The sequence below is a fragment of the Bacillus sp. FSL M8-0256 genome, from assembly GCF_038005765.1.
Taxonomy (GTDB): domain Bacteria; phylum Bacillota; class Bacilli; order Bacillales; family Bacillaceae; genus Bacillus; species Bacillus safensis.
On the sequence record NZ_JBBOTU010000001.1, the window covers coordinates 3,056,180 to 3,074,696 of the forward strand.

The 18,517-nt window shown below is 43.2% G+C and carries 17 protein-coding genes and 1 pseudogene; 4 read left to right on the forward strand and 14 right to left on the reverse strand.

What is annotated here, in order from left to right; genetic code table 11:
* Window positions 1-20 precede the first annotated feature (20 nt).
* Window positions 21-965, forward strand: coding sequence for a M23 family metallopeptidase (locus NSQ76_RS15820; RefSeq protein ID WP_231294010.1), 945 nt, complete (start codon window positions 21-23; stop codon window positions 963-965).
* Between the two features lie 26 nt (window positions 966-991).
* Here NSQ76_RS15820 and yunB read toward each other — a convergent pair whose 3' ends face one another.
* The 4 genes from yunB to NSQ76_RS15840 form a co-directional block, all read right to left on the reverse strand.
* Complete coding sequence (gene yunB, locus NSQ76_RS15825) at window positions 992-1,762, reverse strand: sporulation protein YunB (protein ID WP_024423371.1); 771 nt, start codon at window positions 1,760-1,762, stop codon at window positions 992-994.
* Between the two features lie 69 nt (window positions 1,763-1,831).
* Window positions 1,832-2,137, reverse strand: coding sequence for a YunC family protein (locus NSQ76_RS15830; protein WP_024425980.1), 306 nt, complete (start codon window positions 2,135-2,137; stop codon window positions 1,832-1,834).
* A 67-nt stretch (window positions 2,138-2,204) separates the two neighbouring features.
* Window positions 2,205-3,578, reverse strand: coding sequence for a bifunctional metallophosphatase/5'-nucleotidase (locus tag NSQ76_RS15835; protein ID WP_280149288.1), 1,374 nt, complete (start codon window positions 3,576-3,578; stop codon window positions 2,205-2,207).
* A 66-nt stretch (window positions 3,579-3,644) separates the two neighbouring features.
* The gene (locus NSQ76_RS15840) at window positions 3,645-4,496 is read right to left on the reverse strand and encodes a DUF72 domain-containing protein (RefSeq protein WP_024423374.1); all 852 of its coding nucleotides are present in this window, start codon (window positions 4,494-4,496) and stop codon (window positions 3,645-3,647) included.
* Between the two features lie 305 nt (window positions 4,497-4,801).
* Here NSQ76_RS15840 and NSQ76_RS15845 point away from each other — a divergent pair, with 305 nt between their 5' ends.
* On the forward strand, window positions 4,802-5,971 hold the full coding sequence (locus NSQ76_RS15845; RefSeq protein ID WP_341054739.1) for a PucR family transcriptional regulator: 1,170 nt from the start codon (window positions 4,802-4,804) through the stop codon (window positions 5,969-5,971).
* A 64-nt stretch (window positions 5,972-6,035) separates the two neighbouring features.
* Window positions 6,036-7,193: pseudogene (locus tag NSQ76_RS15850) on the forward strand (oxalate decarboxylase family bicupin).
* 56 nt (window positions 7,194-7,249) lie between these two features.
* Here the strand turns inward: NSQ76_RS15850 and NSQ76_RS15855 are convergent.
* Window positions 7,250-8,440, reverse strand: a complete 1,191-nt coding sequence (locus tag NSQ76_RS15855) for an MFS transporter (RefSeq protein WP_341054742.1) — start codon at window positions 8,438-8,440, stop codon at window positions 7,250-7,252.
* A gap of 157 nt (window positions 8,441-8,597) precedes the next feature.
* Entirely contained in the window at window positions 8,598-9,833 is a 1,236-nt protein-coding gene (locus NSQ76_RS15860; RefSeq protein ID WP_341054744.1) for a pyridoxal-phosphate-dependent aminotransferase family protein, read from the reverse strand.
* 171 nt (window positions 9,834-10,004) lie between these two features.
* On the opposite strand from NSQ76_RS15860, the gene NSQ76_RS15865 reads away from it, so the two are divergent.
* A complete protein-coding gene (locus tag NSQ76_RS15865) occupies window positions 10,005-10,883 on the forward strand; it encodes an endonuclease I family protein (RefSeq protein ID WP_341054746.1) in 879 nt (292 codons plus the stop codon).
* 13 nt (window positions 10,884-10,896) lie between these two features.
* Here the strand turns inward: NSQ76_RS15865 and NSQ76_RS15870 are convergent, their stop codons facing one another.
* The 8 genes from NSQ76_RS15870 to psiE form a co-directional block, all read right to left on the reverse strand.
* Complete coding sequence (locus NSQ76_RS15870) at window positions 10,897-11,640, reverse strand: IucA/IucC family C-terminal-domain containing protein (RefSeq protein ID WP_341054749.1); 744 nt, start codon at window positions 11,638-11,640, stop codon at window positions 10,897-10,899.
* Window positions 11,641-11,661: 21 nt separating this feature from the next.
* On the reverse strand, window positions 11,662-12,699 hold the full coding sequence (locus NSQ76_RS15875; protein WP_024425988.1) for a FecCD family ABC transporter permease: 1,038 nt from the start codon (window positions 12,697-12,699) through the stop codon (window positions 11,662-11,664).
* Window positions 12,692-13,708 carry a FecCD family ABC transporter permease gene (locus tag NSQ76_RS15880; protein ID WP_024423381.1) on the reverse strand — a complete coding sequence of 339 codons (1,017 nt, stop codon included), beginning with the start codon at window positions 13,706-13,708 and terminating at the stop codon, window positions 12,692-12,694. Before NSQ76_RS15880 ends, NSQ76_RS15875 begins: the two co-directional genes overlap by 8 nt.
* Before the next feature lie 73 nt (window positions 13,709-13,781).
* On the reverse strand, window positions 13,782-14,735 hold the full coding sequence (locus NSQ76_RS15885; protein ID WP_024423382.1) for an ABC transporter substrate-binding protein: 954 nt from the start codon (window positions 14,733-14,735) through the stop codon (window positions 13,782-13,784).
* A gap of 139 nt (window positions 14,736-14,874) precedes the next feature.
* A complete protein-coding gene (locus NSQ76_RS15890) occupies window positions 14,875-15,783 on the reverse strand; it encodes an alpha/beta hydrolase (RefSeq protein ID WP_341054753.1) in 909 nt (302 codons plus the stop codon).
* Window positions 15,784-15,848: 65 nt separating this feature from the next.
* Complete coding sequence (locus NSQ76_RS15895; protein WP_135032699.1) at window positions 15,849-16,760, reverse strand: alpha/beta hydrolase; 912 nt, start codon at window positions 16,758-16,760, stop codon at window positions 15,849-15,851.
* Window positions 16,761-17,081: 321 nt separating this feature from the next.
* A complete protein-coding gene (locus NSQ76_RS15900; RefSeq protein ID WP_341054758.1) occupies window positions 17,082-17,882 on the reverse strand; it encodes an HAD family hydrolase in 801 nt (266 codons plus the stop codon).
* A gap of 191 nt (window positions 17,883-18,073) precedes the next feature.
* Complete coding sequence (psiE, locus tag NSQ76_RS15905) at window positions 18,074-18,502, reverse strand: phosphate-starvation-inducible protein PsiE (protein ID WP_024423385.1); 429 nt, start codon at window positions 18,500-18,502, stop codon at window positions 18,074-18,076.
* Window positions 18,503-18,517 lie beyond the last annotated feature (15 nt).

Below are 18,517 nucleotides of genomic sequence, written 5' to 3' on the forward strand. Positions count from 1 at the left end.
CCATCATGATTGCTCTTTCAATGCTCCCTTTACCTGTTCATGCAAAAGGGACGGGCAAGCAGCCAGATGAATTGAAGCAAAGAATGGCCCTATATGAAAAAGTCTCCATCACAACACAGGTTCCATGGTATGTACTTGCTGCAGTTGATCAGTATGAACACAATATTCGAAAAAGCAGAAGAGATTTACCGAAACAAAAAGGCGTCATTGGCATCTACATTCCCCGGGAAATGTGGATTGGACCAGAAAACCCGAATAAACAGGATACCTCTCCTTTAAGCATTAAAGTGTTTGATGGAATTGGTCTTGATGGGAATGGGGATGGCAAAGCAAGCAGCAATGACGATGAGGATGTATTATTCACTTTTGCACAATACTTGCTTCACTACGGCAGCAGCATTGATCAATTAAAAATTGGCTTATGGGACTATTATGGACGTGATCAAACCGTTGGAATCATTTCATCTTTTATGAAGCTATATAAGCACTACGGCCATCTTGATCTTGGAAAACATGCTTTTCCTCTTCCGGTTGGAGCTGACTACAGCTACCGAAGTACATGGGGAGATGCGAGAGGGTTTGGAGGAAGGAGAATTCATGAGGGAACCGATTTATTTGCCCATTATGGACTTCCCGTTCGTGCGACATCGTATGGCGTGATTGAAATGAAAGGCTGGAACCGCTTTGGCGGCTGGCGGATAGGCATTCGAGATATTCATAATCATTATCATTACTTTGCTCACTTAAATGGCTTTGCGAAAGGACTCAAGACAGGTCAAATTGTTGAACCTGGCCAGGTGATTGGATCTGTCGGAAGCTCCGGTTACGGTCCTCCAGGCACCGCAGGAAAGTTTCCGCCGCATCTTCATTATGGCATGTACAAAGATAACGGCAGAACCGAATGGTCATTTGACCCATACCCTCATTTGAGGGCGTGGGAAAGAGCTGAACGGAAACGAAAGTAAATAACAGCCCAATCATTGTTGGGCTGTTATTCCTTTTTCTTCTTTTTTTCTGGAAGAACAATTGATGGAGCACCTGAGTTTGTTCCGCTGCCATTATAATAATCTGGCACGTCTCCTTGAACGGCTTGTATGGAGACAGGAACAGAGTTTTTCACTACGATTGTTTCAGAAGCAAATGGGATAATGACTCTTACCTTGACCTCGATCAGAACACTAATATCAATCAAGGCATTGTTGATGCCATAAGGCTTAATATTTTTTTCAACGTCCGTATGCGGATCACCAATCACACTAAAGCGTACAGGCACTTTGGGTCCGAGGTTGGCAATGAGTGCATTTCCGGATGCTTGCCCAAGCGGAATGTTATATATAATGCCGTCATGTCCATCTGTTTGATCCTTTAATGCTTCTTTTGCCTCTTTTTGAAAGTTCCCCTTTTCAATGTCCTCTAAATTTTTTTGAAGATGACGCGAGAGGTCAGCCATTGCTTTCGATGTTGCTTGCGCATTAAAATCGATGGTCGTCACTTTTCCGTTCTCACTTGTATTCATGACCACCATATCCTTCATATTCTCCTGATCGTCTGCAAAGTCTTGAACTGAATATTGTATGAGGTGATTGGCGATGCGCTCTGTTTCTAGTTCAGCAATATGAATAAGGGTTGGTTTAATGGATCGGTTGATAAAAAATAAACTAATTACGGTTGAGAGCACAAAGAATAAAATCGCAAGCAGCATGACGTAACGAAATGGCAAAGGGCCCTTCTTGTAGGGGCGATAACGGCGGTTCATTCTCAATAAAAAATCCCCCCTTCTCCATTACATGTGTATGCAGACAGGCGGGGGGATAGGAATCATCTCTCTATTTTATTTCACCATTTTTAATAATGCATCTCTTCCAATTGTTCCAGCTGAGATGCCCAGCGCTTCTGCGGCGTATGTCACAGATTCTAAAGGAGCATCGAGCAATTGCTCAATGGTTCTTACACCAACTGCTCTTCCTGCAATAATTCCTCTATCTGCAAGTTTTTCATTCAAGAGCCCGACATCCAGTGCACCGCACATGATATACCCGTGTTCATTTGTTACTGCCATGAAATTTGTCTTCGGCAGCTTGACGGTGACCGCTGTAAAGGAATGGCCATCAATTGTAATAGGTGTTAAATTCACCAAATCCCTTCACTCCTCTCATCACAATCTATGTGAAAAGAGGGCGCGTGTTGTTAGGCTGAAGCGGATTTCATGTTGCTTCCTTCAAGCGCCATGTCAAAACATCACGTAAAAATTCAGGCATAAAATATTCAATGTGTTCGTGATCACGGATATGAGGAAAAAGAGAGCCTAATGTATACATATCGACTGTGCCAACAGTATAGGAGGCGTCTTTTTTGATCAATTGACCATGTACATAGACATCCTTCACCCGTTTGGCCTCGCCTTCTTCTAATGTATAGCTGAGGCCGCTATATAGCATTTTCCCCATCAGCTCACCTCTAAAGCCGAAGCCCTTGATGCGCAGCTGTTCCATTTTTTCTTCACAGCCCCTCTGAACCGTTTCGATAAGCTGTTGACCGGTAAGCGTCACCCGAATGGGATTAATGGGATGCGGACATATCCGGTGGATTTCTTCTCTTGTGACGATCCCTGCCTCTAATGAATCAAGCACCATACCTGCATTCATCATGCCAATATCTGCTCCGCACCAATCTTTAATGGCATCTGTTAAGAGCTGCGGAAGCGGAGAATCATCGAACCACTTCGTTTCTAGCTTCGACTCAATCGTTGTCACTTTTTCCTGCATGAGTGCTTTCGCTCTTCTTTCTGCCTGCTGCAAAGTAGTGATGGCTTCATCTGATTCACTGATGAGCTGATCCACTGACTGTACTGTCGCTTTTTTCTCTATCAGCTCTTTGCGCGCTGTATCGATCGTCAGCTCAACGCAGCCAATATAATGCCCGTACTTTTCAGCGCATGCAAGCAGCACACCATTGTCCATTTCACCTTCTTCTAACAGATGATGCGTGTGTGAACCTAGGATGATGTCGATTTCAGGGAAATCACGGGCGACCTCTCGATCATGGATGATACCGAGATGAGATAAAAGCACAATGACATCTGCCTGTCCCTTCACTTCCTGCAGCATGTCCCGTATGCTGTCAAACGGATCAGTAATGTTCCAGCCAAGCTTTTCATATACAGGTGTATACGCAATGGTCACGCCTAAGAGACAGAGCTTCAGTCCGTTTTCCATTGTGATCATATGATAGGGCTTTGCCCACGAAGGCCTTTTGCCTTTCTCAAATAAATTAGACAGGACCACTGGAAATTGTGCATTCTCATACAAGTGATCCAGCTGATCATGGGGCAGCGTAATGCCTTCATTATTCCCGATCGTGACTCCATCATAGCCAAGCTGATTGAGGAGCTTGACATTTACCTTTCCATAATCCGCTTCGGATACGAGGTTCACTCGATCCATATGGTCGCCAATATCAAACAAGAGCATCTGATCGTGAACTTGACGCTTTTCTTCAATATAAGCTGCAATTTTTGGCCAGTTCTCAAAGTGGCTGTGCAAGTCGTTTGTATGATATAACCATAGCTTCTGCAGCATGTTGATCTCTCCCTCAAGTTGTCACTGACCGTCTCATTCAGATTGAAAGCTTCAGTCAGCTCTCGGTTAACTAAATAAATCTAACTGCTTCGGAGACAGGTTTGAATAGGTGATATCCAGCAAATCAATCATCTGCTGGCCATTTGCCGCTGCATCTCCGCCGGAGTTATTATTAAACACGACATAGACATCTTTCGATTGCTGATGCAGGATGTCGAGATTCTTTTTCCACTCTTTTAATTCAGCTTCATTATATAAATATAAGTATCTCACTTCACGCCAATTCTCATGGTCTGCCGGGTGAAGCCAGCCCTGTTTATTCCTTCCATGAAACCGGACCAATGTTTTATCACGGTGTGTAGCTTGTATGACCGGCGGAATGGAGCCTTCTCCGACTTGCGGTTCATCACAGACGGAATGAATCCATCCTTCCTTTTCCATAAAGGACAAAGTCTGCTCATAAAATTCATCTGAAAACCATGTACGGTTTCGGAATTCGAGGGCACATGGAATGTCCCCCATCTTCTCCTTACACCATCTTAAATAGTGGACGTGCTCTTTTTTGCAATCAAACCAAGGTGGAAATTGAAAGAGCACCATGGCTAGTTTCCCTTCACGAATAAGCGGAGTCAGCGAAAGAATAAATGCATCAAACATTTCTTCCTTTGAAGCAAACGGAATCTCGCCCCTTTGATGTCCAGTCATTCCTTGGTATGCTTTCACAACAAATTGAAAGTCATCTGGCGTATCCTTTATCCACTTTTCATGATTACGCTCAGGCTGAACCGCATAAAAGCTGGCATCCAGTTCCACAATCGGAAACGTTGACGCGTAGTGAAACAGCTTTTGCGCGCTGCCGATTCTCGGCGGATAAAGACTGTCATGATCTCCCCAGCCAGTTAATCCGATATAAATCATGTTTCTCACCTCTTGCCACTCTCATGTATAGACGGCTTCCTCATTCGAAGCCTTTGTTTCTTGTGATACCCATATTTTCTGAAAGAAATTCTTCTGTCTACAACATATCATATTTGCTCGTAATTCTGAATGAAGATGACTGGCGGCACGTGATTTTGTCCTGGCGCTCTGTTTGTTTGTTATATTAATTGACAACTTTCTATCTAAAATGATTTTAGCTGATAACATAAAATGCATATCAGAGATGCTGACAGTGATTGTCCATTTTTTTATTCATCTTCACCAATAAAGGAGATTGAGTGGATATGAACATAGACGATAACCAGTTTGAAATTTTACAAAAAATGGCCAAAAAGATTCACAAGCCCATCTATTTGTTTAACCAGCATGGACGTATTCTCTATACCTCGCACCCCATGATCACAAGCTCAGAATGGATGCACATTCTCCCCTTTTTTCAAAGCAGGACAACTCATTCTTTTTCAATGATACATGCAAAACAAACCTTTTCCATCTTTCCAATTGATCTAAACGAACAAACATGTGATTATCTGGTCATCCTTTCTTTCATTCACCCGCAGAATAAAACTTTTCATGGGATCATTGCAAAAGCAGTAAACGAAATGTTGATTGCACGCATGAGACAATATGCCGCCCTGCAAACGGCCAAGTGTGCTAGAAATGAGGGCTTTCGCAAATGGATAGAGAGGGCATCGTCTTCCCAGCAAGATCCCTTACATTTCGCTAAGGCGTTTGGATTAAACGCCGAATGCCGCTATCTATGTATGATCTGTCAGCTTGACGAGCGCAGTGATACCACATGTTTTATGAAGCAGCAAATGGTTTTGGATCGAGTGGTTGATCTGCTCGAAAGTGCACTTCCAAGCTGCCCATTTCCTGCCTTTCTGTTTTTTAAAGGTGATATGGGTGTTGTATTGATGGAGGAGACTGGCAGTTGGCCGGAGGTTAGCGACAGGCTCAGCTCTTTTTTAAAACAGTTGCAGATGCTTGTTAAACTGCAAGTGAATCATACTATTTCTTTTGGGGTGAGCTTGACGGGCTGCCACATCTCCCATCTGTCTGAAGGCTACAATGAAGCATTAGAGGCTCTTCAAACCGGACATCTCTCATCGCGGACTGAATATATTCAATTTTATCAAGCAAAGGATGTGCCAGATTTACTAAAGCTCATTCCAAGAAAGGATATGATCACGTTTCACCAGCTGCACCTTCACCCGTTATCTGAATCATCACAAGTCGATCAAAGCCTTCTTCACACCTTATCTGTCTATTTAGAAACCCATTGCCACATTTCAGAAACAGCCAAACGATTGTCCATTCATCGCAACACGGTCATTTATCGCCTCGAGAAGTGTGAAGAATTGCTTCGAATCAGCTTAAAAGATTCTGACGCAACATTGCGGCTGCGCTTAGCCTTCCGTATTCAAATGTTTCTCTCATCCCATCCTGATTGAATTTTTTCTTCTGAAACCTCATATAGTTTGGAGGAGAAAAATGAGACTCAAGGAGGGATGACAAATGGATGATGAGCTCCGTCACATCCCGCAGCCCATTCGAAAGGATGGGGCGGGTGCCACCGACTTAGGCCCGCGCGATGTCCTTCGAGATATAGAGAACCCAGATATGCTCGTTCCCCCTAAAACCGATGCCGGGACCATCCCAAATTTAAAATTTTCATTTTCTGATACACACATGCATTTGAATCACGGCGGCTGGTCGAGGGAAATTACAAAGCGGGAGCTGCCTGTTTCAACAACGATTGCAGGTGTCAACATGCGGCTCACACGCGGAGGTGTTCGTGAGCTTCATTGGCATAAGCAGGCGGAATGGGCGTATATGATTTTAGGCAAAGCCCGCATCACATCTGTAGATGCAGAAGGGCGAAATATGATTGCTGATCTAGAAGAAGGCGATTTGTGGTATTTTCCACCTGGTATCCCGCACTCCATTCAAGGACTTGAGGATGGTTGTGAGTTCCTTCTTGTATTTGATGATGGCGATTTTTCTGAATTTGATACATTCACGATCACAGACTGGTTTGCCCATACACCGAAAGAGATTCTCTCCGCCAATTTTGGTGTTCCGAGGAAATTGTTTGACCATATTCCGAATAAGCAGCGCTATATGTTTCAAGGCTCACCGCCGTCATCCTTAGAAAGCCAAACGGTATCTGATCCATACGGGAGCATTAAGCCGTCATTTACGCACCAGCTCCTTCGTCAAAACCCGATAACGACCTCTGGCGGAACCGTCCGAATTGTCGATTCACGGAATTTCCCAATTTCATAAACGATTGCGGCTGCACTTGTTGAAGTAAAACCTGGCGGCATGAGAGAAATGCACTGGCACCCTAATAATGATGAGTGGCAATACTATTTAGCAGGTACAGCTAAAATGACGGTCTTTGGAGCAGGGGGTACTGCCCGCACCTTTAATTACAGAGCAGGTGATGTTGGATATGTTCCTTTTGGCATGGGGCATTACATCCAAAATATCGGCCAAACGAGCCTTTGGTTTTTAGAGATTTTTAAAAGTGACCGGTTTGCAGATATTTCGTTGAATCAGTGGATGGCCTTAACCCCGCCTCAATTAGTGAAAGAGCATTTAAACGTAGATGAAGCGATGATTCGTGCGCTTCATAAAGAAAAATCACCTGTCGTGAAATATGAGAGATGATGCCCATCATAAAAAAACCGATCAATTCGTCCTGATCGGTTTTTTATCAGCAAAATTTAAGAAGCTGCCGAAGCATGCTGCACTTTTTTCCCCCACACGATGGATGCAGCGAAGCTTACGCCAAGCACCAGTGTTCCAAACATAAAAGGATACTCAATATTCACATCAAATAATATACCCGCAAGACTCGGTCCGACGATATTGGCAAGGCTCATAAAGGATGTATTGAGACCGCCTGCTACCCCTTGCTGATTGCCTGCCATCTTGGACAGCAATGTATTGAGGGCTGGTCGGACAAATGACGTAGCCGATAAAAATAAAATCGAACCCGTAAAAATCAACCAAAAGGACGGCGCAAAACGGCAGGCGATCAGCATGAAAGCCGCACCTAACAGCGCATAACGGACGACTCTCATCTCTCCAAATCGTTTCACACAGGCATTCACTAACGCCCCTTGAACAAGCACCCCGGCAAGACCCGCAACCGTAATCACAAAGGCAATATCTTTCGGTGAAAATCCGTGTTTTTGGTCTACATATAAGCCGAAAATCGATTCAAAATGAATGATTCCGAAATTGAGGACAAAGGCCAATATAAACAAAAAGCCGTAAGATGTCCTTAGAGCCTCGATCATTTGTACAAAAGGATTGAAATGAATATCCTTGTTGAGCCGCGCCTCTTCCTGTTTTTCCTTTGTTAATGTTTCAGGTAAGAAGAGGATGGATAACAAAGTAGAAAGAGCAGCAAAGGAACCTGCAATCAGAAATGGAAATGCGATCCCGTACTCAACCAAATAGCCTCCTACGCCCGGCCCAATGACAAAACCTAGTGTCATCGCTGCACTGAATAGACCCATTCCTTTCCCTCGGTCCTTTTCACTTGTGATATCAGCGATGTATGCAAACATGGCCGGCATAAGCAAAGCTCCGGCAGCACCGCCTAAAAATCGAGACACGAACAGCATCCAAAGCTGATCAGCAAAAGCAAAAATAAACTGAGCAATCGTAAAACCCGCAATCCCGGCAATGATCAATTTTCTTCGTCCAAATCGATCGGTCAGTGCCCCAGCAACCGGAGATAACGCAAATTGTGTAAAACCTGTTGCAGCGACAAGAAAACCGAGTGTTTTTCCTGTTGCACCAAATGCTTCGATGTAACTCGGCATAACAGGTACAATGAGGCCAAAGCCAAGCATGGCAATAAAAATATTGAGCATCAAAATGTATAATATTCCCATCTTCTTCATATAAAAACCTCTTTCTTCAAATAAATGAAAATGATGACAAAAATGATAAGAACTTCTCCAGTATAGCGATAACCTCATCTATAAGTCTAGTTTTTCAAAAATTAGTGTTCTTTTCCAAATAAAAAATACCCGCCAATGGCGAGTATTTTGGAGCTCGTTATTCAGCTTGTTCATAGATAGAAAGAGCCGCCTGAAGCCCTGCTCCGCAATGGATAGCCGCACCGTGTTTGATGAGAATCGCTTCCAGCCCTGCTAACACAAACAGCACATTTTCCTTTCGGCAGCTGTAGCCCATTGTCCCAATTCTCCATATACGGCCGGCAAGCGGTCCAAAGGAGCTTGCAATCTCAATCCCAAAATGATGGAGCAGATCGGCACGGACCGCTTCTCCGTCAATACCACTTGGAATGACAATACAGGTTACAACCGGCATTTTACAATCTGGATCACCAAACAATTCAAGCCCCATTGCTTCAAGACCTTTCATCAAGGCTTTCTCATGATACGTGTGCCTTTGAAAACGTTCAGACAGCCCTTCCTCCAGCACAAGACGAACCCCTTCTCGCAGTGCATAGAGCATCGTTGTCGCTTCTGTATGATGATTTAATCGTCTTGGGCTCCAATAATCCTGAAGCTGGCTTAAATCAAAATAATTGCTTTTGATTGGAGAAATGTCGATTTGTTTTTGTAATTCATCCTGTGTCGCAATGCCTTTTTCTACTTTCTTTCTCGATTCAATGACAGCTGCGACTCGGTCATTATACGTAATAGGTGACATGCCTGATGGAACAGATAAACATTTCTGCGTGCCGCCAATCGCCGCATCAATTTTCCATTCATCCACTTTTACCTCGACACCGCCAATGGTCGCCACAGCGTCTACAATGAACAGCACATCAAGAGCCCGGCATGCTTCACCGATTTGATTGAGCGGCTGTAATCGTCCGGTGGATGTTTCACCATGAACCATGGCAACGATTTTAGGCTTGACCCGCTTTATTTCTTTGATGATGTCGTCAGGATTAAAAACCGTCCCCCATTCACATTCCATTGTATGTACCTCAGCTCCGTAGCGCTGCCCTATTTCAATGAGCAGGTGACCGAAGCGGCCAAAGACAGGCACAAGCATTGAATCTCCCGGCTCAATCACACTGGCGAGCACAGCTTCAAGCCCTGAACGGGACGTACCATCGATTGGATAAGCCCATTTGTTTTCTGTTTGAAAAAGTGACCGCAATAAGGTCATTGTTTCATTCATAATGTGTGTAAATGCTGGATCAAATTGACCGAGAATTGGCGTGCTCATCACACGGAGCACTCTCGGATCTACTTCAACGGGTCCCGGTGTCATAATCGTTCTTGAAGGTGTTTGCAGTTCTTTCACGTGATCCATCCTCTCCCTTGCTGTCCATCCTTATAAGCCCACTTATACAGGAATACGCCTAAAATAGCAATCTCTTTTCCTATGAACTTATTACATAAAATTTACGAGAAATCCATTTATTTCTTCATGGCAATATGATAGAAATAAAGAGAATACATTCCCTATCAAGGAGGAAATCGAATGAAAAGAACTTTATTTGGAACTGTGGCCGCCGGAATCATGATATTCGGCACATTCGCCGCCCCGCTGCCTCCAGCTGCAAATGCTCAAGGTTTCAATCTGAGTGAACCTAGTCAAACGATCACCTTTTCCCCGTTACAGCTTCAAAACGAAACATCTGCACAACAAACGCAAACTGCCGCCACAAGTCAAATCGATTCCTATTACCAATCTGCTGCTGGCAAATCAGGACCCGCTCTTAAGAAGGCTTTACACGATATCATCGATGATCATACGCAGCTATCCTACAGCCAGGTGTGGGATGCCTTAAAGAAAACAGATGAAGACCCCAATAACCCAAACAATGTGCTGCTGCTTTATAGTGGTGTCTCCCGTTCAAAGCAGTCGAATGGCGGAAATGTGGGCCAGTGGAACCGGGAGCATGTCTGGGCCAAGTCTCACGGCAATTTCGGGACAAGCCAAGGGCCTGGGACAGATCTCCACCACCTTCGTGCGGCAGATGTGCAAACGAACAGCACACGCGGAAATTTAGATTTTGACGTGGGTGGTAATGAATACAAAGGAGCGCCGGGCAATTTCTACGACAGCGACTCATTCGAACCTCACAGCCGGGTCAAAGGAGATGTTGCGAGAATGCTCTTTTATATGGCGGTTCGCTACGAAGGAGATGACCGCTTTCCAGATTTAGAATTGAACGACAAAGTAAATAATGGAAGCTCTCCTCTTCACGGCAAAATGTCTGTACTTCTCAAATGGCACAAGCAGGACCCAGTCGATCAAATCGAACGGAACCGCAATGAGATCATATATCAAACGTATCAGCACAATCGCAACCCTTTTATTGATCACCCTGAATGGGCAAGTGAGATTTGGGAATAAAAAAAGGGCACTGCTACGAGCAAGCAGTGCCTTTCTTTTTTTCAAGCGGACAAACAAGACAATAATCGAGACTCTCCGATTTTTTCTCTAGCTTATAATACATACAGCAGGTCTTCCGGTTGGATGTTTCAAGTAAACTGTCGTCTAGGTTTAGGCTGTGCTGAAATGGATTTTGATGAGCTCCAAAAACATCTCCAGCCGCCTGCTTCAGATACAGATAATCCTCCCGCACGCGCTGCTTCACCGCAGGCTCTTCCGCTTCCCGCATCATGCTTCGATAAAGAGAGTTGATTCGAACCGCTACATTTTCCCATAAAATACGATAAGAGAGTTTTGATGTGCGGTTCAGCACGTCTAAAAGAGGCGTGACACACTCCGTAAACAATTCACGCACGACCTTCTCTCTCCATTCATGCCGCTCTCCTTCTAGTGGAACAAACGAACACGACGCCTCATCTATTTCAATTTTTCGATCCTCTCTAAATGCACATGCTGCTGGTGGAAACTGATAGACACCGTCATACAGCGTCATCAAGTATAAAGAGGAACTGACAGCTAAGTAGCCGTACCGCTTTGAAAACATAGAGGCTGCTACCGCAAGATTCGGTGCATGCATCGCTTCCTTTTCAGCTTCTAATAAACGTATGACGGCTGCTTCTGAAAAAAGCGCAGCAAGTGTGCGATCAGATGTCATAGGTCCATTTGTGATGTGTACCCCGAAATCAAGTAATTCTCTCTCAACCCACTCTGGCCTCATATCAAAACCCCCATCTTCTGTTTATCGATTACGCTGTTGATATAACAAATAAATAAAGAACGGTGCACCAATAGCTGCCGTAAATACACCTGCTGGAACATCTAACGGTAGAAATGCGGTTCTAGCCACAAGATCAGCCAGCATCACGAGAATACTTCCAACTAGCGCAGATGCTGGGACAAGCGCTATGAATGAACGTCCAATGATCATCCGTGCAACGTGCGGCGCCATGAGTCCAACAAATTCTATGCCGCCTGCAAATGCGACTGCAACACCAGCCAATGTCACACTCATCAGGAGAAAGAATAATCGTTTCGCCTGCACTTTTACCCCGAGACCTGTTGCAAGATCATCGCCAAGTTCTTTTACATTCATCGTTCTTGCTAACACCATGACAATCGGTAAAATGATCATCACCCAAGGAAGCATCGCAGTGACGTCTTTCATCGTAGAACCATATAAGCTCCCCGTCAGCCAGATGTAAGACTTGGTCGTTGTCATCGTATCACTAAGAACAAGCGTAAACGTCACACATGCCTTCATAATGGCAGAAATCCCAATTCCCATTAGAACAAGTGTGATCGGCTTGACCCCTTTTTTCCATGAAAGCAAATAGATCAGACTCGATACCGCAAAAGCACCTGCAATCGCCCATAAGGATTGATAAGCAATAGGCACAGTGCCCATCCAAAAGACGATGAACATAATCGCACCAAACGAAGCACCACTTGTAATTCCAATGATATCAGGAGATGCCAGCGGGTTGCGGATCAACCCTTGCAAAATAAGCCCTGATACCGCAAGTGCGGATCCAACTAAGACAGCCAGCAGCGTTCGTGGAATCCTCAGTGTATTTAACACAAAGGAATTCCCCTCTCCCTGACCGATTAAATGAAGCAACACATCGACCGGCTGAATGAACCGGCTTCCCATACTGAGACTGAGAATAAATAAGCCAAAGGCAATGGCCGTCAATAAAAGTAAAATCAAAAACGTCCGCTTTGAAAATTGAAATGAAATGCGCCCGCCTTTAGAACGCACTGTATATGTTTTAGCCACCTGTCTTCAACCCCTTGCGCACGAGATAAACAAATAGAGGCGCTCCTGCTACCGCCGTCATGACACCAATCGGCACTTCCTGCGGCATGATCAGAAAACGAGCCGCCAAATCCGCGGCAAGTAAAAGAGACGCCCCCACAACGGCACAATACGGCAGTACCCAGCGGTGGTCAGGCCCGACGAGCTTTTTCACAATATGCGGCACAAGAAAACCAACAAAACCAATTGAACCAGCAACAGCGACGGAACCACCTGCTAAAAAGACAACGAGGACACCCATCGTGATTTTCAGCAGCAGTGTACGCTGGCCAAGTCCTTTGGCAATATCATCTCCCGACAAAAGAACATTAATAGAACGTCCAAGAAGCAGCGCCACTACAGTCGCACCTAAAATATAAGGCAAAACAGGGATTAACATATCAATGCTTCTTCCAGACACTGACCCAGCCATCCAGAACAAAATGCTTTGAATCGACTGTTCATTCACGATTAAAAGACCTTGTGTAAAAGACGCAAACAGTGCAGATATCGCCGCACCTGCAAGGACTATTTTGACCGGCGTCAATCCATCTCTTCCAATAGAACCTAATAGAAAAACGAGCATCCCTGCAATCGCTGCGCCTAGAAAGGCTGTCCACATATAGCTTGTTAACGACTCTGTTGAAAAGAAAACAATCGAAATCACGATAAAAAATAGTCCACCTGCATTAATTCCTAATAAATCAGGCGCCGCAAGCGGATTTCTCGTCAATGCCTGCATGAGTGCACCTGAAATCGCCAGGCTTGAGCCAACGACCGTTGCAATTAAAGCTCTTGATAATCTGGATGTCATGACAATGACACTGTTTGGATCCGATTCATCAAATTGAAGAAAAGCATGGATGGTGGCTTTGAGGGAAATTGAGGTTTGCCCAAGGGAAATACTGAGCATAAAAAAGACCAACATCAACACAATGAATCCAGCAAAAAGCAGTGCCTTGCTTGAATCCTTTTTTATTAAACTTCTCATCTGATTCCCGCTTTCAATCTGTTATGGAAAAAAGGAGAAAATGGTATATTCACATTTTCTCCTCTGTTACGACTTATTTATCAATTCCTAAACGATCGTAAATATCATCAAGCATCATGTTTGCAGCGATAATACCGCCGCCCATGTTCCAAGTGATTTCATCTACTTTATGCACCTGTTTCGCTTTCACTGCGTCAAGCTGCTTCCATAAAGGATGACTTGTCCACTCTTTATATGCTTTTTCAACCGCTTTATCCTTTTCATCCATAAAGTAATAGATCACATCTGCATCCATTTGCGGAATGCTCTCTTTGTCTGTCAGTGTAATGATGTCTTGCTTTTTATCTTTGACATTCTTAGGTCCTTCAAAGCCCAGCTCTGTTAAAATGGACCCTGCGAAACCAGTTTGATAGATTCTAGCATGATCTGCACGGAAGTTCACCACAGATACACTCATTGGCCAGTTTTTGATGTCTTTTTTCGCTTTTTCTTTGAAATCAGCGACGCGGTCATCCCACTTTGTCAGCAATTCTTTTGATTTGTCTTCCTGGTTTAACGCTTCACCCATCAACTTCACTGTATCTTTAAATGTGAACACAGTTTCAGTTGCAACAGTTGGAGCGATTTCTTTCAGCTGATCAAAAATTTGCTCGTGACGGATTTTCGATGCAATGATCAAATCAGGCTTGAGCTTTTCAATTTCCTCTAAGTTTGGCTGTGTTTCCTGCCCAACAATTTTAACATCCTTTAAGTCATTTCTTAAATATTTATATGTAGGTGCTTCAAGCCATGATTCAACAACACCTACTGGTTTAATGCCCATAGCGACTGCTGCATCCGTTGCTCCTTGGTACAGTGTCACCACACGTTTAGGCGATCCTTTAATTTCAGTTGAACCGATAGCGCTTTCAACGGTTCTTGTTTTCTCTTTACTATCTGACTTGCCGTTACTGCTATTGCTGCCGCAAGCTGCAAGTAAAACGATGGAGAGCACAACTAATAGCGACCAAAAAGATTTCTTGAACATGTACCTCACCTATCCATTCTATATGTAGTCATATCGTTTGATAACGATTCTCATTATCACACTATGATTTTATCATAGAAAAGGATGGTGTCAATGTAAATTTTTAAGAAATTGGGAGAGTATTGACTAGTTATTCATACTAAATAGAAGGATTCCACATCTGGATGGTCCTGCCAATCTGTTTTCCTGCTTCTAGTAAAACTGACAAATGGGTATGTCCTTCAAGCACTTGATAGACTGATTGTTTTTTGATCGGTTCCTTTGGCAGTTCATGATAAGGGAGAAATGTCTCGACGTCATACAGCTCATCCTTGCTGCCTACAAACATGCCATACGGCCGATCCATCTTCGCAAATTGGTTTTTAGGTGCAGATGGGGTTAAGGCAAGAGATAGATTGACAGTGATGGTCGTCAATAGAAGTGGATCCTGCTCGACCACCCATGCAGGATAGTGAAAACGTACGGCTTCAGAATGACTCATCAGCACCCCTTTTGTCATCGCAGACAGAACGAACTTCCATACTTGAACAGTGGCAAAAGGGATTTGATCAGCCCTTGCAGTGCCTGACTTATAGCCAAATTCAGGTGCAATAAAAAAGTAACCATCTACTTCTCTTTTTTTTGGCCAAGACAAGTAGTTAAGCAGCAGGCCCGCTCCCGAAGAATGACCACAAAGGTAGATGGCACCTTTCTGATCCTGTTTAATGGCATCCACAACCTGCGAGACATCCTGCCATACATCCGTGACACGAGGTGTATCACCCTTTTTTCCTTGAGAATGGCCATGGCCTCTTAGATCAAGTAAAAATACATTTACGTGAAAATCATGTTGCAGTGTGTAAGCGATATGCTCATAACCAGCCAAACTATGAGCACCACCGCCATGGATCAAGATCACATTGGCCTGGGTCTTCTTTTCTGATAAAAATGGATAATACGCAAGGCTTGTACCATCATGTGATGAAATGAATTGTCTTTCTGGAATATGTCCAGGGGCTGCCTGCTGCATACTTGTAAACGAGAATGGTTCGTTCTTGATATCTGTCAATTTTTTTGCTCCTTCAAACAGAAACGAGAATGGCCAGCCGCGCTAGTCATCCTCATTCCTATATCTTATTCATTGAATTCTTTCAAAGGGAAGGTATTACTTTCAATAATTGCGACAATTTGATTTAACGCTTTTTTTGCTTCTGGTATAGGGAAGACAGGAAACACGTGATTCATTTTAGGATATTCTATATAGTTTATTGGAACCCCCTGCTTATCTGCCATCTCTTTGAATTTACGAGCATCTGGGAGAAAGAATTCGTGAGTGCCTATAAAAACAGAAATTCGTCCCAATGATTTGATCTCTCCATAAATTGGACTGACTAAGTGGTGTGTTTCATCCATTTCACCCGCATATCTTTTTCCTGCTTCAATTAATAAGGCTAGATTGAGCATTGGTTCTTTTGGAACCATAGCAGCGATATCTGGGTTGCTTAATGTGACATCTAGCCATGGTGATAAAAGAATGATATTTCCTGGCTGCGGCAAGCCCTTTTTTGCCAAGTATTGAGCAAAAGCTAACGATAAACCGCCGCCAGCAGAATCGCCCATGATGACGATATTTTCAGGTGTTCCTTTCTCTAAAAGACCTTGGTACACAGGGAGGACACTCTCGATCGCATCCATATACTGATGGTTCGGTGCTTTTGGATACACCGGCACATACACCGTACTATTTAATTGCTTCGTTAATCGATCTAAAAAACGCCAGTGCCAAGTTAAAGGCTGTTCGATATAGCCACCACCTGGTATAAACAACACCTGATGGTCATCTGGCTGGTCATTTGATTTCAGCATATACGTATCGACTGGAAACGAGTCATTTTTAGTAATTTTGTACTTATTCTTGATTTTTTCAGGTAATTCATAAGGTAGTTGATTTGCCTTTCTTCGTTCTTCTAGATAATCATTTACATTGAGTTTCTTTTTCGTCAAAGCAAGTAGCTGTTCTACTAAAAAACTTTGAATACTTCGCATATGAACAACCCCTGTTCATAGAATCATGATGATCGATTTCGATGGAAAGATAAGGCTTCTAAAGCATACCATATGAAGACGTACATCAGGAAAAAACCTTTTTATCCAGCTGATCACTCACCACAACAAACACCTATCCATTAATGAACAACTGTTTATTTACTGTTACTCATATTCTACTTTTTAGATGCATGACAATCAATTGTCAATATGACCCTAACCGTTCATTAATAGACAGATATCGACTAAGTGTTCATTTCGTCAATGTCCAGACATGAAAAAAGACGAACGGTCATCGTTCGTCTTTTGGATTGATTACGATTAAGGCTGCAAACTTAGGATTTTTTGAATCGTATGCATGACCCCGCTCTCTTCATTTGAGAGCGTAATAAAATGCGCAGCATCTTTTACCTCTTGGACGGCATTTCTTACAGCAAAGCTGTATTGAGCGGATTCCATCAGTTCTAGATCATTACGTCCATCACCAAATACCATCGTTTCCTCTTCTGTTACCCCCAAAATGTTCTGCAGCTGCTTCACGGTGGTTCCTTTATGAACACCAATATTGGAAATGTCAATCCACGTATCTTCTGAAGCGACAACATATACTTGTTCAAAGAATTCACTTAACATTTCTCTCGTCTGTACGCAATTTGCCTCAGGATCATGAACGGTGATTTTCACAAAGTCATCTTGTATGTCTGCAAAGTTTGAAACCTTGAGGACATTTGTATAAGAGCCCGTCACAAATCTCATTTCACTCTCAGATAAATGCTCATTGACCACTGCACCATCTTTCGTACATGCAATGATCGTCTGCACTTTACTTATCTCCTCCAGCTTATGGATGATCGATAAACCCAGATCATTTTTTATTAAAGATTCATAAACAAATTGTCCATTCTTTTTAATCCGCGTTGCGCTATCCCCTAAAATCCAAAAATCCTTTGCATACTCACCAAACAATGCCTCCACTCGTTCACACTGCTTTCCCGTACAAGGAGCGAACGCTACATTTTTCTCTTCCATTAATGCTTTTATTTTCTGAAATAAAGCTTGATCAAATGATCCTTGGCGATTTAAAAAAGTGCCGTCTAAATCCGTAATAATTAATTTAATCATGTTCTTCCTCCAATTCCTTAGCTGAACAAACACTATGAAAATTGTATATGTGTAAATGCCAGAAAGTAAATAAGCCAGGAACATGTTGTTTTTCATCACACATAAAGGCACTTGTTACAGGTACGTCACAAGGCGTTTCATTAATCAACATATAAAAAAATAGACGAACGGTCATCGTTCGTCTTCTTCCCTCACTTCACTTCTTCATGCTCCTGAACCGCATGTCGTTTACTAGCGATAAAGAGTGCAACCGTCATGGCTAAGATAGTCAACGCCCACCAGAACGTCGATACAGCCTCCTTATGATCGATAATAATCAAACGGATGACGGCCGTGATGCCAATATAAATAAAATAGCGAAGCGGAAAATGAAAGTTTGATTTAAAGTACTTAATAATTAAGGCAATAAACTCAAAGTACATAAAGAAGATCAGCAACTCACCAAGCATTTCATAATAACTGTCTTCTTTGCTGAGCAAATTCTTGTAAACGAATTGGACAATATACCAAGTTTCACTAATTAAGAGGACGCTTAAAGCAATGGCCAGAAAGAATAAACAAATATTCAGAAGGCCTTGCAAGAGATCGGGTACCTTTTGGAAGTTGTTGAATCGTTTCATTAGATTGTCTCTCCA